The 22,259-nt window shown below is 65.0% G+C and carries 20 protein-coding genes; 12 read left to right on the forward strand and 8 right to left on the reverse strand.

All coding sequences use genetic code 11. The features are described 5' to 3' along the window. The gene (locus tag QQZ18_RS19880; RefSeq protein ID WP_284542706.1) at positions 1 to 345 is read right to left on the reverse strand and encodes a DMT family transporter; all 345 of its coding nucleotides are present in this window, start codon (positions 343 to 345) and stop codon (positions 1 to 3) included. A gap of 210 nt (positions 346 to 555) precedes the next feature. Between QQZ18_RS19880 and pgsA the strand changes: the two genes are divergently transcribed. The 9 genes from pgsA to QQZ18_RS19925 all read left to right on the forward strand — a co-directional run bounded on the left by pgsA (position 556) and on the right by QQZ18_RS19925 (position 10,543). Next, on the forward strand, positions 556 to 1,134 hold the full coding sequence (pgsA, locus tag QQZ18_RS19885) for a CDP-diacylglycerol--glycerol-3-phosphate 3-phosphatidyltransferase (RefSeq protein ID WP_284542707.1): 579 nt from the start codon (positions 556 to 558) through the stop codon (positions 1,132 to 1,134). Positions 1,135 to 1,138: 4 nt separating this feature from the next. After that, complete coding sequence (moaD, locus tag QQZ18_RS19890; RefSeq protein ID WP_284542959.1) at positions 1,139 to 1,390, forward strand: molybdopterin converting factor subunit 1; 252 nt, start codon at positions 1,139 to 1,141, stop codon at positions 1,388 to 1,390. 4 nt (positions 1,391 to 1,394) lie between these two features. Further along, complete coding sequence (locus QQZ18_RS19895) at positions 1,395 to 1,877, forward strand: molybdenum cofactor biosynthesis protein MoaE (protein ID WP_284542708.1); 483 nt, start codon at positions 1,395 to 1,397, stop codon at positions 1,875 to 1,877. Between the two features lie 615 nt (positions 1,878 to 2,492). After that, the gene (locus QQZ18_RS19900) at positions 2,493 to 4,607 is read left to right on the forward strand and encodes a beta-galactosidase (RefSeq protein ID WP_284542709.1); all 2,115 of its coding nucleotides are present in this window, start codon (positions 2,493 to 2,495) and stop codon (positions 4,605 to 4,607) included. 16 nt (positions 4,608 to 4,623) lie between these two features. After that, entirely contained in the window at positions 4,624 to 5,436 is an 813-nt protein-coding gene (locus tag QQZ18_RS19905) for a hypothetical protein (protein WP_284542710.1), read from the forward strand. Positions 5,437 to 5,536: 100 nt separating this feature from the next. Continuing rightward, positions 5,537 to 6,661 carry a substrate-binding domain-containing protein gene (locus tag QQZ18_RS19910; protein WP_284542711.1) on the forward strand — a complete coding sequence of 375 codons (1,125 nt, stop codon included), beginning with the start codon at positions 5,537 to 5,539 and terminating at the stop codon, positions 6,659 to 6,661. A 113-nt stretch (positions 6,662 to 6,774) separates the two neighbouring features. Further along, a complete protein-coding gene (locus QQZ18_RS19915; protein WP_284542713.1) occupies positions 6,775 to 8,376 on the forward strand; it encodes a sugar ABC transporter ATP-binding protein in 1,602 nt (533 codons plus the stop codon). Between the two features lie 37 nt (positions 8,377 to 8,413). After that, entirely contained in the window at positions 8,414 to 9,355 is a 942-nt protein-coding gene (locus QQZ18_RS19920) for an ABC transporter permease (protein WP_284542714.1), read from the forward strand. A gap of 162 nt (positions 9,356 to 9,517) precedes the next feature. Then, a complete protein-coding gene (locus QQZ18_RS19925) occupies positions 9,518 to 10,543 on the forward strand; it encodes a LacI family DNA-binding transcriptional regulator (RefSeq protein WP_284542715.1) in 1,026 nt (341 codons plus the stop codon). 48 nt (positions 10,544 to 10,591) lie between these two features. Here the strand turns inward: QQZ18_RS19925 and QQZ18_RS19930 are convergent, their stop codons facing one another. Then, positions 10,592 to 11,479, reverse strand: coding sequence for a pirin family protein (locus QQZ18_RS19930; RefSeq protein WP_284542716.1), 888 nt, complete (start codon positions 11,477 to 11,479; stop codon positions 10,592 to 10,594). A gap of 270 nt (positions 11,480 to 11,749) precedes the next feature. On the opposite strand from QQZ18_RS19930, the gene QQZ18_RS19935 reads away from it, so the two are divergent. Continuing rightward, positions 11,750 to 13,048 (forward strand): MFS transporter, encoded by a 1,299-nt coding sequence (locus QQZ18_RS19935; RefSeq protein ID WP_284542718.1) that lies wholly within the window; start codon positions 11,750 to 11,752, stop codon positions 13,046 to 13,048. A 43-nt stretch (positions 13,049 to 13,091) separates the two neighbouring features. Here QQZ18_RS19935 and QQZ18_RS19940 read toward each other — a convergent pair whose 3' ends face one another. Next, entirely contained in the window at positions 13,092 to 14,015 is a 924-nt protein-coding gene (locus tag QQZ18_RS19940; RefSeq protein WP_284542719.1) for a cation diffusion facilitator family transporter, read from the reverse strand. A gap of 209 nt (positions 14,016 to 14,224) precedes the next feature. Beyond that, positions 14,225 to 14,824: an NAD(P)H-dependent oxidoreductase gene (locus QQZ18_RS19945; RefSeq protein ID WP_284542721.1), complete on the reverse strand. Its 600-nt coding sequence runs from the start codon at positions 14,822 to 14,824 to the stop codon at positions 14,225 to 14,227. Positions 14,825 to 15,029: 205 nt separating this feature from the next. Here QQZ18_RS19945 and QQZ18_RS19950 point away from each other — a divergent pair, with 205 nt between their 5' ends. Beyond that, positions 15,030 to 15,884, forward strand: coding sequence for a DMT family transporter (locus tag QQZ18_RS19950; RefSeq protein WP_284542723.1), 855 nt, complete (start codon positions 15,030 to 15,032; stop codon positions 15,882 to 15,884). Positions 15,885 to 15,892: 8 nt separating this feature from the next. On the opposite strand, the gene QQZ18_RS19955 is transcribed toward QQZ18_RS19950, so the two are convergent. Together QQZ18_RS19955 and uvrB are read right to left on the reverse strand one after the other, a co-directional pair. Continuing rightward, complete coding sequence (locus tag QQZ18_RS19955) at positions 15,893 to 16,297, reverse strand: nuclear transport factor 2 family protein (RefSeq protein WP_284542725.1); 405 nt, start codon at positions 16,295 to 16,297, stop codon at positions 15,893 to 15,895. Between the two features lie 663 nt (positions 16,298 to 16,960). After that, entirely contained in the window at positions 16,961 to 19,654 is a 2,694-nt protein-coding gene (gene uvrB / locus QQZ18_RS19960; protein ID WP_342398936.1) for an excinuclease ABC subunit UvrB, read from the reverse strand. 149 nt (positions 19,655 to 19,803) lie between these two features. Here uvrB and QQZ18_RS19965 point away from each other — a divergent pair, with 149 nt between their 5' ends. Next, positions 19,804 to 20,751 carry a hypothetical protein gene (locus QQZ18_RS19965; protein WP_284542726.1) on the forward strand — a complete coding sequence of 316 codons (948 nt, stop codon included), beginning with the start codon at positions 19,804 to 19,806 and terminating at the stop codon, positions 20,749 to 20,751. Positions 20,752 to 20,779: 28 nt separating this feature from the next. Here QQZ18_RS19965 and QQZ18_RS19970 read toward each other — a convergent pair whose 3' ends face one another. Both QQZ18_RS19970 and QQZ18_RS19975 read right to left on the reverse strand, forming a co-directional pair. Then, positions 20,780 to 21,556, reverse strand: a complete 777-nt coding sequence (locus QQZ18_RS19970; RefSeq protein ID WP_284542728.1) for an SH3 domain-containing protein — start codon at positions 21,554 to 21,556, stop codon at positions 20,780 to 20,782. Between the two features lie 43 nt (positions 21,557 to 21,599). Further along, positions 21,600 to 22,214, reverse strand: a complete 615-nt coding sequence (locus tag QQZ18_RS19975) for an SH3 domain-containing protein (protein ID WP_284542729.1) — start codon at positions 22,212 to 22,214, stop codon at positions 21,600 to 21,602. Positions 22,215 to 22,259: the final 45 nt, after the last annotated feature.

The raw sequence follows: 22,259 nt of genomic DNA on the forward strand, positions 1-22,259 counted from the left end.
TCAATGAACCGTGCTGCGCGACATCGTGTTGAGGACGATGGTGCCTAGCACGATCAGGCTCATGCCGAACAGCGCCCAGGTGTCGAGCGCCTGGCGGAACATCAGGAAGCCGATGGTGGCGGTCAGCACGATGCCGACGCCGCTCCAGATCGCGTAGGCGATGGCGAGCGGGATGACCTTCAGCGCCTGCGCCAGGAAGAAGAAGGCCGCGGCAAAGCAGATGGCCATCCCCAACGTCGGCAACGCCCTGGAGAACTGTTCGCTTTTCTGCAGCAGCGATGACCCGGTCACCTCCGAGACGATGGCAAGCGCGAGAAAGCCGTAGGCGGCGAGGGACGGATTCATTGCGGGCTCCCGGAATTGGTCTGAAAGATACCGAATGGTCGGTTTCTTTTCAAGGGCGGCCCAGCCGCCATTCGAGGCGCGCGCGGTGTGAGGGCTTCACGTCACGGTGATCGCCTAACTCTCGGAGGGACATGGGTCAACCGCGTACCAACCCTTGCCCTCGGGGTGGCATCGTGCAATGTCATGGGCGGATCAACAGATGTCGGCGCTATGAAATTCGTCTGGTCCCTGCCCAATATTCTCACCTATCTCCGTATCGTCGCCGTTCCGGCGGTGGTCGCCGCCTTCTACATCGAAGGCGACGCGGGGCGTTGGCTGGCCTTCGGCCTGTTCGCCGCCGCGTCGATCACCGACTATTTCGACGGCTATCTGGCTCGCCTGTGGAAGCAGCAGTCGACGCTCGGGCGCATGCTCGACCCGATCGCCGACAAGCTTCTGGTGTCGGTCTGCCTTCTGGTGCTCACCTATTACGGCACCGTCGGCGGCTTCTCGCTGTGGGCGGCGGTGATCATCCTGATGCGCGAGATCTTCGTGTCGGGGCTGCGCGAGTTCCTCGCCGACCTCAAGGTCAGCGTGCCCGTCACCCGCCTCGCCAAATGGAAGACGACGCTGCAACTGGTTGCCATCGGCATCCTGCTGCTCGGGCCGACCGGTGACAAGCTGGTGAACGGCATCACCGAGCTCGGCATCGCCATGCTGTGGACGGCGGCGCTGGTGACGCTCTACACCGGTTACGATTATTTCCGCAGCGGCGTCGTCCACCTGATGGAGGCGGGCCATGAGCCGTGAGCCGGTGCTGATCCGCTATTTCGCCTGGGTGCGCGAGCGCATCGGTCTTGCCGAAGAGCGGTTGGTGCTGCCCGAAACCGTGCTGACGGCCGGCGACCTCGTCGGCTGGCTGTCGGAGCGGGGCGAAGCCTATGCCTTCGCCTTCGAGGCGCCCGAGACCATCCGAGTCGCCGTCGACCAGTTGCATATCGAGCAGGACGAGCCGATCGGCGATGCCCGCGAGATCGCCCTGTTCCCGCCGATGACCGGCGGCTGAGCTCATGGCCGCCGCGTCCCCGCGCATCACCGTCCGCGTCGGTCCCGACGATTTCGACGTCGGCGCCGAGATCGACGCCTTGCAAGCCGGCGATCCGGCTGTTGGCGCCGTCACCAGTTTTGTCGGCTATTGCCGCGACGAGGGCGGCCGGCTGGCCGCGCTGGAGCTTGAATACTACCCCGGCATGGCCGAGGCGGAGATCGGCCGCGTGGTGAACGAGGCCGTCGCCCGCTGGCCGCTTCTGGCCGTCACCGTCATCCATCGCGGCGGTCGCATCAGGCCGGGCGAGCGCATCGTGCTGGTCGTCGTCTCCTCGAGCCACCGCGACGCGGCCTTCGCCGCCTGCGACTACGTGATGGACTTCCTCAAGACCCGCGCCCCCTTCTGGAAGAAGGAGCACCCGGCCGACCGCAGCGAAGGCGGCTGGGTGGAGGCAAAGGCCCACGACGATGCGCGGGCCGAGCGGTGGGGCGAGAAGGCCCCCTGATCGCCGTCGACGCGCGGCGCGATATCGGCCTGTTCGCCAATGGCGACAAGCGCCTCTGGCGGTAGGGCGCTCTCCCACATCCATGTTCCCGGTATCTGACGGGGCGGTCGCTTGGCCGTTCTCTTGGTGTCGTGCGCGCCGATGGGACGCTCCGGACTTCGTGCCCCTGGGCTTCGATGAGTGTCGGGGCCGATGTGGCTCGCGACGTCAATAGACCTGCTGCGGGCTCCTCCCGAGGTTTCTTGATGTTTTATCTGATGTTGTTTGAGGTCATTCGGTGGCGTTGAGGTGGGGCGTAGCGGTTCTCGGTCTCTGGGCGGTAGGGCGTGCTGCTTTCTCCCTAAAAAGCAGAAAAATCCATCAAACGGTTCGAATTTCTATATGGGTGCGCTCGTCGCGGGCTGTGCGCGTAGCGGTCGTCCATGATTATTTCTGCGCGAAATGAGCTGCATTGCAACCGATGTGAGTTGTTTTTTGAGATTCATTGAGTTGATTGTTTGATGTTTTTTGTTGCGCTCTTTGCGGTGGGGTGATACGCCGCGTCATGCACAGGCGGCCGCTGTGATGTTGGTGCTACGCAAAATTGACGACCGGGAACGGTCGCAGGAGGATTCAGTGACTAAAAATGCGCGAAGCGACGAGCGCATCGTCGCGGGAGATCACCAGTTCCGCATCGGAGGCAAGGTCGAGGAACTCTACGCCGGTGCCGTGCACTACTGGCGCCTGGAGCGTGACAAGTGGAGCGACATTCTCGACAAGGTCTGCTCCCTGGGCTTCACCGCCATTTCCATCTACATGCCGTGGGAGGTCCACGAGATCGAGCGCGGCAAGTTCGACTTCGGCAGCATCGATCCGCGCAAGGACCTCGACGCCTTTCTGACGCTTGCCGAGTCCAAGGGTCTCAAGATCGTTGCCCGTCCGGGACCGCAGATCAACTCGGAGCTGACCTGGTTCGGCTATCCGTTACGCATCCTGGCCGACCCAGACCTGCAGGCGCAGAACGCCCAGGGTGGACGCACGGTTCTGACCCAGGTGCCCCGGCCCATTCCGGCCGTCAGCTATGCCGTCGACAAGTTCTTCGATGAGACCGGGCTGTGGTACGACGCCATCATGCCGATCCTCAGCCGCCATCAGTATCCGGCCGGCGGCCTGATCTCGGCGCAGGTCGACAACGAGATGGCGTTCTTCTTCAATATCAACGCCTATGCGTCCGACTTCTGCCCGGCGTCGATCAAGCGCTTCCGCGCCTTCCTCGAAGGCAAGTATGGTTCGATCGCCAGTCTCAACGCCGTCTATCACACCAAGCACGCGAGCTTCGCTTCCGTCGACGCGCCGCGCTCGTTCTCGGCGACCACCCGCACCGACCTGCCGGCCTACGTCGACTGGATCGAGTATCGCGAGCGCTACCTGATCGACAGCATGAAGCGGCTTGCCGACATGATGCGCGCACGCGGTCTCGACCGCATCCCGCTGTTCCACAACTATCCGCATCCGCTCGGGCCGGGTGGCGCGGCCAGCGGCATCACGGCGCCTTACAACCTCATGGGGCTCGAGGAGGTCCTCGACTTCGTCGGTTTCGACATCTACTCGCGCAAGGAGCTCTACGAGCACGTCAAGACGGTGACGTCCTATGTCGTCGGCTCGAGCCGCTTCCCCTACATTCCGGAGTTCATCGCCGGTGTCTGGCCCTGGTATCTGCATCCGGGCGACGACAAGGACGAGGCCTTCGTGACCCGGGCGGCCATGATGCACGGCATCAAGGGCTTCAGCCGCTACATGCTGGTCGAGCGCGATCGCTGGCTTGCCTCGCCAATCCGCCGCGACGGCCGTGTTCGCCCGGAAAACGCCGCGGTGTTCTCGTCCACCAACAAGGTGCTGAAGGAACTCGACTTCAAGTCGCTGCGCCGTCAGGCCGACGTGCTGCTTCTTGCCAATCGCGATTATGATCGCCTCGAGGCCGCGAGCGTGCTGATCTCCTACCCAGGCGACTTCCTCGAGTCGCAGATCAGTCTTTCCGAGTACCCGAACTTCATGACCACCTCGGAAGAGACCTTCGGCTTCGAAGAGCCGGTGCAGGCGGTCAAGAACGACTGGTTTGCCGCCTTCTACGAGTCGCTGTCGAAGGGAGGGCAGACGTTCCTGCTGTCCGACACGGCTCTGCCCGCCGAGCGCCTGCCGCGATACAAGGCGGTACTGCTGTCGTCCTTCGAGTTCCTCGGCGCGGCGGTGCAGAAAAAGCTCCTCGACTACGTCAAGGCGGGCGGCACCGTGGTCGTCGGGCCGAAACTGCCCAGCCTCAACGAGCGGTTCGCCTCCGACACGACGCTTCTCGATGCAGCCAATGCGGCCAAGTCGTCGGCGGTCAGCGTCGTGAACCGCAAGGCGGCGACGCGTTACGCGGTCGGCAAGGGAGCGCTGGTCGTGGTGCATGATCTCGCCGACGTCGAGGCCGTCCTGGGCGTCGCTCTCGCCGGCGCGGGTATCGTGCCGGTGTCGAAGAACCACTCCAAGCTCGACGTCACCATCCACCGCGATCCGGCCGTGAACGGCAAGGCCGTCGTCTTTGTCGCCAACCCGACCGCCCAGCCGATCGCCGCCGACATCGGCATCGGGGCGCCGGTTTCAAAGGTGAGCGAGGTCTGGGACGGCAAGCCGGTCGTCGTCACCGACACGGGCTGGAAAGACGATTTCGCGCCCTACACCATCAAAACCTACTTCGTCGAAGCCTGAACGGGAGGACGACATCATGCTTCATGAAAACCCATTGATGGCCGACATCGACGTCGACCACTGGCGCAACCTGCAGTCCCTCCTCCTCGAGTCGGCCAAAGAGAAGCGTCGCATCATCGTCATCCACGAGAGAGGCAAGATCCGGAAGTTCGCCCACTCGGCGAAGGCGGCCATCGTTCGTCCGATCTCCGAGGTTACGGACGCCCACAAGGATGCCGAGGCCATCTACGACGCCAACGTCGCTACCACGGACATGGTGGTGGTGATCGAGCGTTCCGCCTCGGACGCCTACTTCAAGGCGGTCCAGGACGCGTGGACGCCCGCCGACGATATCGACGTCTACGTCCATCGCGCCTTCACGCTGATGGGGCGGTGCCACGACGGCATCGTCGTCTTCCCGGGACCGGCCAACTATCGGCTCGGCCTGCAGTGGCGCCTCGGGGCGAGCTATGCCGAAGTCGAGGCGGCGGTCCAGATCTTCGCCAAGCCGGAAACCTCGGTGGTGTTCGGCGTCTTCGAGGGCGATACGCTCTGGACGACGCTGGTGCTGCACTTCGATGCCGCCCGCAAGATCGACGTGGTCACCACCGTCGACCCGACCGAGCTCAAGGCCGCCGGGAGCCGCGAGGCGGTGGTCGCCGAGGTCACCGAATGGGTCGGCAAGCAGTACGGAGCCGTGTCGCTGGGGCTTTACAGCGACAGGGTCGGCGCCGAACGCTTCCTGAAGGCGATCGACAAACCCAAGGCTCTTGCCGAGTTGCGCCGCACCGATGCCCTGATTGCCAAGCCACTTCCGGCGCCTCTCGCCGCGGTGATCAAGCTGGCGTAGGTCCGGGCAACCCCCGGTCCGTTCACGACAACCGCCCGGGACCGCGACGGCCCCGGACGGGAGGAGCAATCAATCACCAATGGCAGTGGAGGAACATGCCATGTTTTTGAACCGCAGAACCGTAATGACGGCGGCCTTTGCCGCCCTGCTCTCGTCGACCGCTGCGTTGCCGGCATTCGCCGCCGACGCCGATGCCCTGCTTGCCGACTTGGCCGGCAAGGTGCTGAGTCTCGGTCCGAACGGCGAGCAGCCCCAGCCGGCCAGCAGCGTATCCCTGACCGATGAGGAGTTGGCCCAGGTCAAGGCCAAGCACGCGACCGCCGCCATCGTCATGCATTATGCCGGCAACGACTGGTCGCGCGCGCAGATCGACGGCCTCAAGACCCAGTTCGAGGCGATGGGCATCGAGGTTCTGGGCGTGACCGATGCCGGCTTCAAGCCGGAAAAGCAGGTGGCCGACATCGAGACCATGCTGGCCAAGAAGCCCGATATCATCGTCTCCATTCCCACCGATCCCACCGCGACCGCCGTCGCCTACAAGAAGGCCGCTGCCCAGGGCGTCAAGCTCGTGTTCATGGACAACGTTCCGAAGGGTCTCGAAGCCGGCAAGGATTACGTCTCGGTGGTGTCGGCCGACAACTACGGCAACGGCGTCGCCTCGGCCCTGCTGCTCGCCAAGGCGCTCAACGGCAAGGGCAATGTCGGCGTCGTCTACCACGCTGCCGATTTCTTCGTGACCAAGCAGCGCTACGACGGCTTCAAGAAGACCATCGCCGAGAACTTCCCCGACATCAAGATCGTTGCCGAGCAGGGCATCGGCGGGCCGAACTTCTCTGGCGACGCCGAGCGGGTGGCTGGCGCGATGATCACCGCCAACCGCAAGCTCAACGGCATCTGGGCGGTGTGGGACGTGCCGGCCGAGGGCGTGATTTCCGCCATTCGCTCGGTTGGAGCCGACAAGATCGTCATCGCCACCTGCGATCTCGGCGAGAACGTCGCCATCAACATGGCCCAGGACTCCTACGTCAAGGGCCTCGGCGCCCAGCGGCCGTTCGATCAGGGCGTGACGGAAGCGCTGCTGGCCGGTTACGGCCTCATCGGCAAGGCCGCGCCGAACTACGTCGCCTGGTCGGCGCTGCCGGTGTCGAAGGCCAACCTGGAGGAAGCCTGGCAGCAGGTCTACCACAAGCCGCTGCCCGACGACGTCAAGGGCGTCATGGAGTAATTGGATCGCGGGCTACCTCCTGGCCCGTGTTCAGTCCCGCGCCGGTTGGCTCCCCCCGGTCGGCGCGGGATCACCCATGACCCTTACGTTCGATACGCGGAGTTCAGCTCATCATGTCAGCCGGTCCACTGGCTGCCGGATCGCCCCCTTCCCGGCAAGAAAGCGAAAGCGCGAACGACCTCGCCATCGCGATGAAGGGCATCACCAAGACGTTTGGCGGCGTGAAAGCTCTGTCCAACGTCAAACTGGAGGTTCGGCGCGGCGAGATCCACGCCTTGCTCGGCGGCAACGGAGCCGGCAAGTCGACGTTGCTCAAAATCCTGCGCGGTGTCCAGGCGCCGGACGCGGGGACCATCGACGTCAATGGCGTGCGGCTGAGCGAGCATTCGACCGAGGCGTCCCGCCGGGCCGGCATCGCGATGATCTTCCAGGAGATGAGCCTTATCCCGACGCTGACGGCGGCGCAGAACATCTTCCTCAACCGGGAGCCGCGCGGTGTCGCCGGCCTGATCGACGACCGGCAATGCCGCGAACGAGCGAGGCAACTGTTCGAGGAGTTCCATGTCTCCATCGATCCGGACGAGCTCGTCGCCAGCATGAGCGCCGGACAGCGCCAGTTGACGGAGATCGTCAAGGCGATTTCCCAGCGCAGCAAGGTGCTGGTCCTCGACGAGCCGTCATCGGCTCTGACGGAAAGCGAAGTCGACCTGCTGTTCGACATTCTGCGAAAGCTGAAGGCCGACGGCGTCGCCATCATCTACGTGTCGCATCGCATGGAAGAGATCATGCGCATCGCCGACCGCGCCACCATCCTGCGGGACGGACAGTACGTGCTGACGGCGCCGCTCAGCGAGCTCACCCTCGATGCCATCATCTCCCACATCGTCGGCCAGGAAGGTCGCAACCTGTCGATGAGACAGGAGGGGACGGCGGCGGCTGGCGAGGTCATCCTCGAACTGCGCCATGCCTCGGGGCCGAGCAAGCCGATCGACGTCTCGCTCCAAGTGCGGCGCGGCGAGGTCGTCGGCGTCGCCGGCCTGCTGGGCAGCGGTCGCAGCTCGCTTGCCCGTCTCGTCTATGGCGTGACGCCGCTCGTTTCCGGCGAGATGCTGGTCAAGGGCAAACCGGTGCATTTGCGCAAGCCATCCGAAGCCATCGACGCGGGCATCGCCCTCATTCCCGAGAACCGGCTCACCGAGGGACTGGTCGTCACCCATTCGGTGGCCAGCAACATGTGCCTGCCGGTGCTCGACCGGCTCAGCCGCTGGTCGCTGGTGTCGGGGGCGAAGGTGGCCCAGCTCGTCGACCGGCACATCGAATGGCTGCGGGTGAAGACCGACTCGCGCGACGCCTCGATGCTGTCGCTGTCGGGCGGCAACCAGCAAAAGGTGGTGCTGGCCAAGGGGCTGGCAACGCTGCCTGACGTGCTGGTGCTCGATGAGCCCACCGCCGGCATCGACATCGGCAGCAAAACCGAGATCGTGACGCTGATCCGCGACATGGCGGCTGCCGGCAAGGCCGTGCTTCTGATCTCGTCCGAACCGGCGGAACTGATCGCCGCCTCCGACCGCATCGTGGTCATGGCCGACGGCCGTCTCGCCGCCGGAGTCAGCATTGCCGAGATCGTCTCCAGCGACGACACCCCAGTGGAACGCCTTCAGCACGCCCAGCAACGCCTGCAACTGCTGATCCAGAAGGTGAATGCAAATGATTGAGCTTTCCTCCCCCTCGAAACCGGAGCCTTCGGTGCCCATGATGACCTATCTGCTTCGATCCTGGCGGCGCGGCATCATCTACATCGGCTTCGTGGCCATCTTCATCGTGTTCTCGATCACGCTGTCGGACCAGGGCTTCCTCGATCCGGACAACCTGCTCAACATCATCCGTCAGACGGCGATGATCGCGCTGATGGCGGTGAGCATGACCTTCGTGCTGGCGGCCGGTGAAATCGATCTTTCGGTCGGCGCCGTCGCCGGTCTGGCTTCGGTCGTGACCGCCATCGTGATTCACGACTACGGCTTTCTCGGAGGCGTGCTGGCGGGCCTGGCCTCCGGCGTGCTGATCGGCCTCGTCAACGGGCTTCTGACGACGCGCATCGGCATTCCCTCCTTCCTGACTACGCTTGCCACCATGGGCATCGCCACCGGCACCGCGATGTGGATCTCGCAAACGGCGGCTATCCCGATCCTCAATAGCGCCTATTCGTTCGTATTCGGCGGCGGCAACATCGGCACGATTCCCGTCCTGTTCATCTGGGTACTGGTGATCGGCATCGCCGGCCACATCGGCCTCAAGAAGTGTTCGTTCGGTCGCCGTGTCCTCGCCACCGGAGGCAACGAGACGGCGGCTCACTACAGCGGTGTCGACACCCTCAGGATCAAGCTCAGCGTGCTGCTGATGTCATCGACCATGGCGGCGCTGGCGGGCATGCTCTATGCCGGGCGTCTCCAGTCCGGGCGCTATCAGTTCGGCGAAGGCGACGAAATGTCGGTGATCGCGGCGGCTGTGCTCGGCGGCACCAGCCTGATGGGAGGCACGGGCACCATCATCGGCTCCATCGTCGGAGCGCTGATGATCGGCCTTATCAACAACGGCCTCATCCTGTTCGGCCTCGACTACAGCCAGCAGCTCATCGCCCGGGGCGGGATCATCGTTCTTGCGGTGGCCCTCAGCCAGCGCGGCCCGCGCCGTTGACCAGACGGCCGTCGGTGCCGGATAAGGTGCCGACGGCCCATTGCAACCAGAAGCAGGATTTCCATACGGCCCGAATTCCGGTCTTGTCGATCGCCTTTCGACGCGACATCAACAAGGGTGCCGGAATCGTCCTATGCAGCCAGTAACGAGGAGTATGTTCGGGTGAAGCGGGTAACTTTGCGTGACATCGCCTCCGAGGCACAGGTTTCCCTGGCCACGGTGGACCGCGTCCTGAATGGCCGTTCCGGCGTCAGCGAGGACGCCGAGGCCCGCGTGCGAAAGGCCATGGAGGTGCTGCGCTTCAAGAGCCAGACCGTGGAGGCCAGCGCTACCGGCGAACGGGAATATCGCCTGTCCTTCATCATACCGCGCGGCCCCAAGAACACCTTCATGGTGGAGATGCGCAACTACGTCGAGACGCTCGGCGGCAACATGGCGGCGCAGGGTACCCTGCTGTCCGTTTCGGACTATGGCGAGCTCGACGAGAACGAGCTCACCGACGTCCTGGCGGCCGTCAATCCGGAGAGCTGCATGGGCGTCGCCGTGGTGGCGATCGACTCGGTCCCCGTTCGCGAGGCCATAGACAGCCTGGTCCAGAAGGGCGTCGGTGTAGTGACGCTGGTGTCCGACGTCACGCCGTCGAGGCGCTTCCACAGCGTCGGACCCAACAATGTGGGCGCCGGCCGGCTAGCCGGCTCGCTGATCGGCAAGTTCGCTCGCCGCCAGACGGGGTCGGTCGGCCTGATTGGCTCCATGACCCTGCGCGATCAGGCCGATCGCCGCCTTGGCTTCGAGCAGGTGATATCCCGCGAGTACGGCTTCCTGAAGATACTGCCCGTCATCGACGGCCGAGACGACAGCACGGTTACCATCGAGGTGGTCCGCCAGCTGCTGCGCGACCACGACGACCTCATCGGCCTTTACAACATCGGCGCCGGCAATCGCGGCGTTATCGAAGCGCTCGGTGAAAGCGAGCGCAAGGACGATATCGCCGTCGTCGTTCACGAGCTGACGCGCCACGCCCGCCGGGCACTGGTGTCCGGCACCTTCGACGCCGTCATCAACCAGAACTACAAGATCGAGGTCGACTACGCGATCCAGGCGCTCAAGGCCTATGTCGACAGTGACGTCACCGCCCTGCCGCCGCCGGTCCAGCTCGACATCTACATGCGCGACAATCTGCCGTGACGAACGGCCGAGGCGGCCCTGGCCGTCTCGGCACTCCCCGAATGTCCGCTACTCGGCGGAGCCGGCATGGCTCGCCCGGATCAGCTTGGCCGGGTCGCCGAACTTGCCGGCGCGATAATCGGCATAGGCCTCACGGATTTCGTCCTCGCTGTTCATGACGAAGGGGCCGTGCGCCACCAGCGGCGCGTCGATCGGCGTGGCATGGCCGAACAGCAGCACGGCGTCGTCGGCGGCGCCGACGATGAAGCTGTCGTCGTCATCGGTGAGTTCCACCAGGTGGTACTTGTCCACCGACGTGCCGGCGATGTCGACCCGGCCGGAGACGATGTAGAGGAAGACGTGCCGCCCCTTCTCGACCTGGAGGGCAGCCTTGGCACCGGCCTTCAGCTCCACCCAGGACAGGAAGACTTCCGTCAGAGACTTGATCGGGCCGGTGGCGCCGCCGAACTCGCCGGAAACCAGGTGGAGCGTGCCGTTGCCGGCGGCGATCGACAGGGCGGGAATGTCAGCCCGCTGCACGCCGGTGTAGCGTGGCTCGGTCATCTTCAGCGGAGGCGGCAGGTTCACCCAGAGCTGCAGGATTTCCAGCGGCCCGCCTTCGCGTTTGAAGGCCTCCGGCGACAGCTCGGCATGGACGAGGCCCGAACCGGCGGTCATCCATTGCACGCCGCCGGCTTCGATGATGCTCTCGTGGCCGCCGCTGTCGAGGTGCGACAGGCTGCCCTGGAGGATGAAGGTCACTGTCTCGAAGCCGCGATGAGGGTGCGGGCCGAAGGGCAGGCCGCGGTTGCCGGGCGGGTAGATCTGCGGGCCGTGGTGGTTGAGAAACAGGAAGGGATCGACCTGTTCGACGTCAGGTCCCGGCAGCGGCCGGCGGGTGACGAGATCGGCGATGTCGTCGCGGTGGGCAGGGTGGACGGCGAGAACGCTACGCATGAAGGCCCCTTCCAGCTGGCTACGCAGTTCCGCCTAATATAGGCCACAATCGAAAACGGGCAACTCGTCGTGGCACGGGATCGACCCCAGGGACGCGACGCGTGGGGCGCCCACCCGCAAGCCGGCGGATGGAAGCCGTGTTGGCGCCAGAGAAAGCTCTCGGCACACGGCGCGAAGATCGCTATGAGGCAGAAGGGGCGGTGTCCGTTGGCGCTCGGCTCCGAGAACGGCGGGCAGTCCGGCCGACGCGCGCCGGAAGGTGAGGACGATATGCAAGACGTGATGCGGTCCGGCTCGAAGAAAATCGCCTTGAGACTTCTGCCGCTGCTTTGCCTTGGCTATGTGGCCGCCTATCTCGATCGCATCAACGTCAGCTTCGCCGCCCTTCAGCTGAACGAGGATCTCAGCCTGTCGCCGGCCGCCTATGGCCTTGGGGCCGGGCTGTTCTTTGCCGGCTACGTGTTGTTCGAGGTGCCGAGCAACCTCATCCTGCGGCGGGTCGGGGCGAAGCTGTGGATCTCCCGGATCATGATCAGCTGGGGCGTCATCTCCGCGCTGACGGCCTTCGTCCACAACGAGGCGACGTTCTATCTCTGCCGGTTTCTTCTGGGCATTGCCGAGGCGGGCTTTCTGCCGGGCGTCATTCTCTACCTCAATCAATGGCTGCTGCCGAAGGACCGCGCGCGGGCGCTGTCCGTGCTCGCGTCCTCGACGGCGGTGGCCGGGCTGGTGGGCAGTCCGCTGTCGATGTGGCTCCTCGGCATGGATGGCTTGTGGGGTGTGCGCGGCTGGCAGTGGCTGTTCGCCTTGGAAGGCATACCGGCGGTCGTCCTCGGCGTGCTGGTCCTTCTGGTGCTGCCGAACACCCCCATGGCGGCGAAATGGCTGACGGACGGGGAGAAGTCCGCTCTTCAAGGCGCGCTGGACAGGGAAGCGGGATATCTTGCGCTCCACCAGTTCAACCTGCTCGGACGCAGCCTGTTCTGGAAGGCCGGCCTGTTGGGGACCGTCTATTTCTGCATGGTGCTGGGCATGTACGGCGTGGCGTTCTGGATGCCGCAGATCCTGAAGGATGTCCTCGGCGGCACGGACCTGTCGCTGCTCGGCTGGTACAACGCCATCCCGTTCCTGGCGGCGATTGTCGGCATGCTGGCCATCGGCTGGAGCTCCGACCGCCTCGGCGAGCGGAAGCTGCATGTGATCGGCGCGCTCGTGCTGGCATCCGTCGGCTGCGTTCTCGCCGGCATGGCCACCGGACTCGTCGGGACCCTCGTCGCGTTGTCGCTGGCCCTGATCGGGCTCTGGTCGGTGATCGGTCCGTTCTGGGCGTTCACCACGGCGCGCATGGGCGGCCTTGCCGCGGCCGTCGGGGTGGCGCTGATCAACTCGATCGGCAACACCGGTGGCTTCTTCGGCCCCTACATCATGGGGGGATTGAAGAGTGCCACCGCCGACTATCGGGTCGGGCTCTACGTGCTGGCGCTCGTCCTCATCGTCGGCGTGGTCTCGATGGCGCTCGTGCGCGGCGACAAGCCGGCGGCGCAAGTCACCGCGCCGCCGCACCGCTGACGAGAGACATGGACTCGCCGTCCAAGCGGACCTCGGGCGAAGACTATTCCGCCCATTCGGGGGTCGTCGTGAAAGCGATGGTCAGCCAGCGGTCGGGGCCCTCGCCACCAATGGCTTCGCCAATCTGGTCCCGGATCGCGTCCCATTCCTCAAGCCGCCGCGCCGGCCTGTCCGCCGGCACGATGAAGTAGATCTCGATTTGCCGTCCGCGTCCGACTCTTGCGACATAGGAGCGGAATGACGAGAAGCCATGCTCCTCCACGGCCCTTTGCGCGACCCGGTCGACATGCTGCTTGTACTCCGGGGGCGTGACCAGCAAGATGTCCAGCAGCGCCTGCTTGACCGTGCCGATCGGGATGGGGATGACCAGCAGGCACACGGCGCCAAGGACCAGCGGGTCCACGTAAGGTGAGACCCATTCGAGCTCCGTTCCCTGCACGAGCCAGCCAAAGATGAAGGCCAGCAAAAGGGCGCCGGTGAGCGCGGCGGACATCCACCATGCCTTCGCGTCGAGGGCGACGAAGCTCGATTGGAGGGTGCGGTTTGCCCGACCGTTGTAGATCGCCATGCCGACGGCCGTCGTGGCGACTATGACCGCGTAGGCGATCCCCTGGCCAAAGTTCAGCGAGTGCCCGCCTTGCAGGATGCTGCCGACGGCGTTGATCAGCGCGTATATGGCGGTGCCGATCAGCAGCACGCCGTTCAGGCCCAGCACCATCGGCTCGAGATGCCAGAATCCCATCGTGAACCGCTTTGCCAGGCGGTCCCTCAGATTTCCAGCTCCTGACGACCCGACGATCAGGTTTGATACCGTCAATGCCAGCACGGTCATGGAGGCGTCGGTCAGCGAGTAGACGCCATCGAAGATGATGGCCGACGATCCGGAGACGAGACCGAACACCACGCCGACGGACGCCACGAGAAACGTCATCCAGATCGAGAGTTTCAGGATGGACTTCTCGGTCATGTTCATTCCCCTCGCGTGGCGGCTCTACGTGCGGTCAAGACTCTCCCCTGGGATCTCCCAGGAAGAAAGCCTCTAGTTTCCTCCATTTAGGGTTCCGCCAGCGATCTTTCGAGCCCGGCCGACTGGGTTTTTGTATCCATTCAAGTCGGCTCTCGCGCATGTCGTCGAGTGCCGTCGCCGGCTTGCGCCATGTGACTCTGCGCTGGCCGTCAGCGCGTCGTCGGCCAGCGGTCGAGGATGGCGGCGATGCGTTGTTCGAAGCGGGCCACTCGCTCGCGCGGCGGCTTCTCGGCCGAGTGCAGCGACAGCATGTTGAAGCGGGCGCTCCGGGCGCAGGCGCCGAGGATGGCGATGCGCAGGATGCGACGCACCGGCTGCCACAGCACCAGCGTGTCGATCCACCAGGGCGAGCCGAGCGTAGTGATCGCCAGGACGCGGGCCAACTTGAGGCGTGGCTTGATCGGCCCGAAGTTGCTGGAATGGTCGAAGGCGATGCCCGGCGACCAGACGCGGTCGAACCAGCCCTTCAGGATGGCCGGAAAGCCGTACCACCAGGTAGGAAACACCAGCACCAGCGCCTCGGCGTCCGTCAGCCGCGCCGCCTCGCCGGAGACCGCCGTCGCGTCGAACCCGTCGGCGTAGTAGCTCCGGCGCTCGGCCTCGGTGAGCGCGGCGCCGAAACCGCTGCCGTAGAGATCTTCCACGGTCACCTCATGGCCGGCCGCCTCGAGCCGCTCGACGGCAAAGCGGGCCAGCGACCGAGTGAGGCTGTCCGACAGCGGGTGGGCGACGACGACGAGGCACTTCATGGGCGGGACTCGGGAATGGGAGAGGTGTGCGAACTTTGCATGTTCACGCTGCCGCGCCTACCCGATTTCCGAACAGGCCCCGAGTCTTACGGATCCCTGGCCCGTTTCGGCGCGTCATCGCCGCTGATGCCGCAGGTGTGATCGTGCCACCGATTGACAGCGGCTCCGAGCTATTTATCTTGACGTCGAGATAAATGGAGTGATCATGAACCGGCTTTCCGATATCGCCCTCACCGCCCTGGCGCCCCTCGTCTGGGGCAGCACCTATATCGTGACGGTGACCTATTTGCCGGGGCTCGACCCGCTGCTGGTCTCGCTCCTGCGTGCCTTGCCGGCCGGCCTGCTGCTCCTCCTGGTCACCCGGCAATTGCCGACGGGCGTCTGGTGGCCACGCGTCTTCCTGCTCGGCGCGCTCAACTTCTCGTTCTTCTGGTGGATGCTGTTCACCGCCGCCTACCGGCTGCCCGGCGGCGTCGCCGCCACGGTGGGCGCGGTCCAGCCGCTGGTGGTGGTGTTCCTGGCGCGGCTGCTGGTGGGCACGCCGATCATGTCGGTATCGATCGCCGCCGCAGTGGGCGGTGCCTTGGGTGTCGGCCTGCTGATCCTGAAGCCGAGCGCGGCGCTCGACGCCACCGGCATCATGGCGGGCCTCCTCGGCGCCCTGTCCATGGCCTTGGGCACCGTACTGACGCGGCGCTGGCAGCCGCCGGTGCCGCTGCTCACCTTCACCGCCTGGCAACTGACGGCGGGCGGCATCCTGCTGCTGCCGGCCCTCGTCGGCAACATGCCGACGCTCGCCGGTTTCACGACGGACAATCTCATCGGCGTCGCCTACCTCGGCCTGATCGGTGCCGGCCTCACCTATGTCATCTGGTTCCGTGGCATCGCCCGCCTCAACACCAACCTCGTGGCGCAGCTCGGCTTCCTGAGCCCGGTGACGGCGGTGGCCCTCGGCTGGCTGTTCAAGGACGAGACCCTGTCGTTCATGCAATGGCTGGGCATCGCCCTGATCTTCGGCAGCATCTTGCTGGGGCAGAGGGGGGCAAGGCGGGGACGGTAGGCCGGGATTCAGCCGAGCGGGACGATCGTTCCCTGGTGAAACAGCATCTGCCAGCGGCCATCAATCAACGTCCAGATGGAGCTGCGCAATGTGGTTCTTGCCCCTGTTCCGTCGGGGCGGAGACGACTGCTTCGGTAAGTCACGAGGACGACGGTCGTTGAAATGAGGCGGGTTGCGAAATCATCCACGCCCGGAACGAGCGCGGCCTCGCCCATCGGTTCGGTGGCGAGCGCTTCTATGATCGACGCCTTGTCGTAAACGGTTCCCGAACTGCCAAACTCGATGAACGCGTCGGCGAGAAGCGCGCGAACGGCGTCCGGCGAGCGCCGAACCTCGGGGCGGTGCAGCTTTTGTTCAAGCGAACGAAAGAAGTCTGCGTCAGGGGTGGTTGCAGACATGTTCAAAAACTCCATCGCGAGAAAGCGTAGTCGATACTTGCCTCTCGCTAATCAGTTTCGGCTACATTCGAGATGATATACGAAAACACTTCGGGAGGTCTGATTCGTAAACGTAGCCACCGAATCGCTTGTTCCTGTTCCGGGTCGGGGTGATGGCCCAATAACTAGGCTGTTAGTTCCCATATCTATATCTTTCTGAACGGCAAATATATTAATTCCACTTCTTCCTATGACAAAAAGGTCGATGCCGTCGGATTTTATTTCTATGGGATTTGATTTTATTTTAATTTTGCCTCCCATATCGAATATTCTAAATATTTTCTTGCGCATTTTCTCGTCGAATACTTTGTCATATGCAAAGTACGGACTGTCCCACCTGAAATCCTTAACGGTGCATATGAACGTGGGATTTTCTTCGCACCGCGCTGTTCCAGCCATCCCCAGGCAAAGCACAACAAATAACAAGAACCGCATATTTAGGCCTCCGGTCTCCACCGCACCGCACAAGGCGCCAAACGACATACCTCAATCTAGGAGGGTAACTGATTTCGCGGTTGCAGACATGAGTACAAATCGCCAAGTGCATTTTCGGCGGTCGGTAACCGGCAAACGGGGGGCTTGCGGCCGGAGCGAACAAGATCTTCCGCTATAGCGGCGAGGGTGGTCGGTACTCTAACCCTACTTCCCCCACCGCCCGCGCTTCTTGCCCGCCACCGTTCCCGCCGCCGTGCTGGGCGGTGGGCGCTTGGGCGGTTCGCTGCCCATCGGCACTTCGGTGCGGCCGACGGTCATCTCGTCGAGGCTGTTCTTGCGGACGCGGGTTGGTGGCGTGTTGCCGGCCTTGCCGTATTTCTTGCCGCCTCCGAAACCGCCGCCGGCGGCATCGACGTCGCTCTGGCGGGCCATCGGGTCGTCGGCAATGGTCAGTTCCGCCGCTTGCAGCCGCTTCAGTTCGTCGCGCAGGCGGGCCGCTTCCTCGAATTCCAGATCGGCGGCGGCCTTGCGCATCCGCTGCTCCAGATCGGCCATGTAGGCCTTGAGGTTGTGGCCGATCATCTCGCCTTCCTCGGCGAGGCCGGTGTCGACGCGGACGTGGTCCTGCTCGTAGACCGAGTTGAGCACGTCGCCGATCGACCGCTTGACGCTCTCTGGCGTGATGCCATTGGCGACGTTGTAGGCCACCTGTTTCTCGCGGCGACGGTTGGTCTCGGCGATGGCCCTTTCCATCGAGCCGGTGGTCTTGTCGGCGTAGAGGATGACCTTGCCGTCGACGTTACGGGCGGCGCGGCCGATGGTCTGGACCAGCGAGGTCTCCGACCGCAGGAAGCCTTCCTTGTCGGCATCGAGAATGGCGACCAGCGCGCATTCGGGGATGTCGAGGCCCTCGCGCAAGAGGTTGATGCCGACCAGAACGTCGAAGGCGCCGAGGCGCAGGTCGCGCAGGATCCCGATGCGCTCCAGCGTGTCGATGTCGGAGTGCATGTAGCGGACCTTGATGCCCTGCTCGTGCAGATATTCGGTGAGGTCCTCGGCCATGCGCTTGGTCAGCACGGTGACCAGCGTGCGATAGCCGGCGTTGGTCACCTGCCGTACTTCGCCGAGGAGGTCGTCGACCTGGGTGCGGGCCGGACGGATCTCCACCGGCGGGTCGATCAGGCCGGTCGGGCGGATCACCTGCTCGGCGAACACGCCGCCCGACTGGTCGAGCTCCCAGCCGCCGGGGGTGGCGGAGACGCAGACGGTCTGCGGCCGCATGGCGTCCCATTCCTCGAAGCGCAGCGGGCGGTTGTCCATGCAGGAGGGCAGGCGGAAGCCGTATTCGGCCAGCGTCGCCTTGCGCCGGAAGTCGCCGCGATACATGGCGCCGATCTGCGGCACGGTGACGTGGCTTTCGTCGATGAAGACCAGGGCGTTGTCGGGCAGGTATTCGAACAGGGTCGGCGGCGGCTCGCCGGGCGCGCGTCCCGTGAGGTAGCGCGAGTAGTTCTCGATGCCGGCGCAGGAGCCGGTCGCCTCGATCATCTCCATGTCGAAGGTGCAGCGCTGCTCGATGCGCTGCGCTTCCAAGAGGCGGCCGTGGGCGTTCAGCTCTTCGATACGGGCGCGCAGCTCCGCCTTGATCGACTTGATGGCTTGGGCCAGCGTCGGCTTGGGCGTCACATAGTGCGAGTTGGCGTAGATCTTGACGAACTTCATGTCGGCCGACTTGTGGCCGGTCAGCGGGTCGAACTCGGTGATCGATTCCACTTCGTCGCCGAACAGCGAGATGCGCCAGGCGCGGTCCTCCAAGTGGGCCGGGAAGACTTCGATGGTGTCGCCGCGCACCCGGAAGGTGCCGCGGGCGAAGCCGACGTCGGCGCGCTTGTATTGCAGGGCGACGAGGTCGGCGAGAAACTGCCGCTGGTCGATGCGGTTGCCCACCTCCAGGCCGAAGGTCATGGCGGTGTAGGTCTCGACCGAGCCGATACCGTAGATGCAGCTGACCGAGGCGACGATGATGACATCGTCGCGTTCGAGCAGCGAGCGCGTCGCCGAGTGGCGCATGCGATCGATCTGCTCGTTGATGGTCGATTCCTTCTCGATATAGGTGTCGGTGCGCGGAACGTAGGCTTCCGGCTGGAAGTAGTCGTAGTAGGAGACGAAATACTCGACGGCGTTGTCCGGGAAGAAGCTCTTGAACTCGGAGTAAAGCTGGGCGGCCAGCGTCTTGTTCGGGGCGAGGATCAGGGCAGGGCGATTGGTGGCGGCGATGATGTTGGCCACCGTGAAGGTCTTGCCGGAGCCGGTGACGCCCAAGAGCACCTGCGTCTTGTCCTGTTGATCGATGCCGGCCAGCAGGTCGGCGATGGCCGTGGGCTGGTCGCCCTTCGGCTCGTAGGCCGACGACAGGCGGAAGGGAATGCCGCCTTCCGACTTGGGCGGGCGGTCCGGCCGGTGCGGCACCCAGGGCTGGCCGTCGCGGAAGATGTCGCGGCCCTTCTGGATCATCTCCTCCAGCGCCTTCACCGTGGCGGTGACGCCGCCCAGCGGCATCGCCTCGGCCTCCTCCATCGACACCGACATGCCGGCGACGGGGTTGAGGCCACCGGCGGCGCGCGTCTTCGGATCGGTGGAGCCGCCCAGCGAGCCGCCGCGCGACGACTTGCGCGAGGTCAGCTCGGCCTTCGGCTTGCGCTTGCCGGGCTTGGCGATGGTTTCCTCGACGATCCGCGACTCTGACGGCTGGGGCTTGGCGGCGTCGTCGGAGACGTCCTTCAGCCAGTCCGAAAAGGACCCCTTCAACGGCGTTCCCTCGAACGGCGCCTGCGGCATCTCGGAAAAACCGGGTGCCGGATCGGTATCGGGGGCGGAAGCGGGCTTGCGGGGTGCCATGCGCGGACTCATCGGTATCCTCAGCGAACGGACATCTTATCACATGCACTGCGGTCAGAGCGTGGCAGCAGGGCGACAGGTGCCGGCGGCGATTTCCAAGCGGGATGAAGTGTGATTTATGGCGCTTGCGTTGAGACGGGAGTTCGACCGTGAAGAAATTCGTCATCGACCAGGGCAGCGGACGCCTGGGCAACCAGATGATGCAGTTGATGGTGGCCCGCCGCTTGGTCGAGACACTGCCCGATTTCGAGGTCGTCGGCTATCACATGCCGGATTGGCGGCTGTCGAAGCCTGTCATCGTCGGCCATCCTTACGTGCCGCTGCTGGTGCGGGGCGCCAACGTGTCGCTCGACCACGTTCACCGGCTCTGCCGCTCGGGGCTGGCGGCGTCGGTGATGATGCGGTCCATCAAGGTCGATTACCGGCATTTTCTGTCGCGCGAGAATGCGAACACGCTGTTCCAGCCTCTGCCCGAGGAGGACGCGCCGGGCTTCGACGACGCCCATATCGTCATCAACATTCGCGGCGAGGATATCCTGTTCGGCAAGGCCGGCGACTACGGTCCGGTGCCGCTCGCCTACTATCGGTCCATCCTGAACGAGACGGGCAAGAAGCCGGTGTTCATGGGGCAACTGTTCGACGACTACTACAGCAACATGATCCGCGCGGAATTTCCCGATGCGCTGTACGTGCCGCACACGACGCCGATCCGCGATTTCCAGATCATCCGCAATTCGAAGAACATCGTCGTCAGTCCCAGCACCTTCTCCTGGCTGGCCGCCTGGCTGTCGGACGCCAAGCGGATCTACATGCCGCTGGTCGGCGGCTGGAACCCCGAACAGCGGCCGGATGGCAACCTGACGCCGGCCGACGATCCGCGCTTCGTCTACGATCTCTTCCCGCCCCGCAAGTGGAGGGCGACGCCCGAGCAGATCGCGGCGCTGCCGAGCGAGAGCACCTTCCGCCGGGTGACCGTCGCGGAAATCAACGAGATGCGGGATCGCGCCTCGCGCAAGCTCCTGTCGAAGCGCCTGCGCAAGACGACGCAACTCTACCTCTACCTTCTGATTCACCTCGCCGGCCGCGCCTTCGGCTGAGGACGCGGGCGGCTGAAGGCGCGGGTCGTCAGTCGTTGCGGCAGACGCCGTTCACCCACTTGCAGGGCGCGCCGGGCTTGCCGACGGCGCCACCGTATTTCGGCTTGGCTTCGGTCGGTGACGGCGTCGTCATCGGGGCCGCCAGCTGACCCGAACTGGCGGATGATTGACCCGTGGGTCCGGTCTGCGGCGCGGTGGGCTGGGTGACAGTGGCCGGAGGCGTTGCGGGCTGGGCTGCCGGCGGCGTGCCGACAACCATGGGCGGTCGGGCGGCGGTGGGTGGCGGTGCGGCCTGGGGCCTTGCCGGATAGATGTCGACGTCCGGCTGGGGCAGGGGCGGCATCGGCGGGCCGACCACCACGGGCGGGCGGTAGCCGTAGCCCGGCGGCGGTTCGATGTAGACCTCGCCCGGATAGACCTCTGGCGGCGCCCACTCCGGCTCGCGATAGATCGGCGGTGGATTGGCGTAGACCGGCGGCTCGCGATAGATCGGTGGCGGCGTCAGCACCGGCGGTCGCAGGATGCGCTGCTCGGGCGCCCAGTCGCGGACGGTGCCAAGATAGCGCGAGGCAATCCAGCCTCGCGTTTGCCCGTAGCCGACGTCGCACCAGCTGTCATCGTTGAGGCAGCCATAGATCTCGACCGGCGCGCCGGGCGGCAGCACCATGATGGCATAGTACTGCGCGCCCGGACCGGTGCGGAGATTGACGGCGGCCAACACTTCGGCCGGCGCGGCCAGCGCGCCGGCCGCCGAGGAGGTCAGGCCGGCCAGGCAGAACGCCGTGGCCAGACGTCGCATCGACATCGCGTTTCCCCTCGTTGATGGCCTTGCCCTTGCGGGCTTGGCCTCAGTTGTTGTCGGGACAGGCAACGGCGCCCGGCCCGCAGCGGCCGTTCGAAGGCCCGCCTCGACGGTCACGGTCCCAGTCCCGGCGATCCCGGTCGCGGTCCCAGTCCCGACGATCCCGGTCGCGGTCCCGATCCCAGTCCGGACGCGGACGATCGCGATCCCAGTCAGGGCGAGGACGGTCCCGGTCCCAGTCGGGGCGCGGACGGTCCCGGTTCCAATCGGGGCCGGGGCGACCCGGGCGCGGGCGATCTTGATACCACGGCCGCTTGGCATAGTGGTTGTCCCAGTAGCCGAAATTGAAGGTCAGGAACGGCACCGAGGCGGAGGGACGCGGACGATAGGCCGGGCCGCGATAGAAGGTGGAGAGATAGCGCGACGACACCCAGCCGCGCTCGCGGCCGTAGGACACGTCGCACCATGTGTAGCCCTGCAGGCAGCCGTAGAGCTCGACGGGCGCGCCGGCCGGCAACACGACGATCGGGTAATACTCGGTACCCGGACCTGCCCGGAGGTTGACGTTGGCCGTGACGCGGGCGGGCGCCGCCGAGGCCACCACCGGAGCCGCGATGGTCGCGGCGGCGAGCACGGCAATCGACAGTAGGGGTTTCAACATGGCTTTCACTCCTTTGCCGGCAACGCCGATGGCCACTCCTGGGCC

The organism is Pleomorphomonas sp. T1.2MG-36, from assembly GCF_950100655.1.
Taxonomy (GTDB): Bacteria; Pseudomonadota; Alphaproteobacteria; order Rhizobiales; family Pleomorphomonadaceae; genus Pleomorphomonas.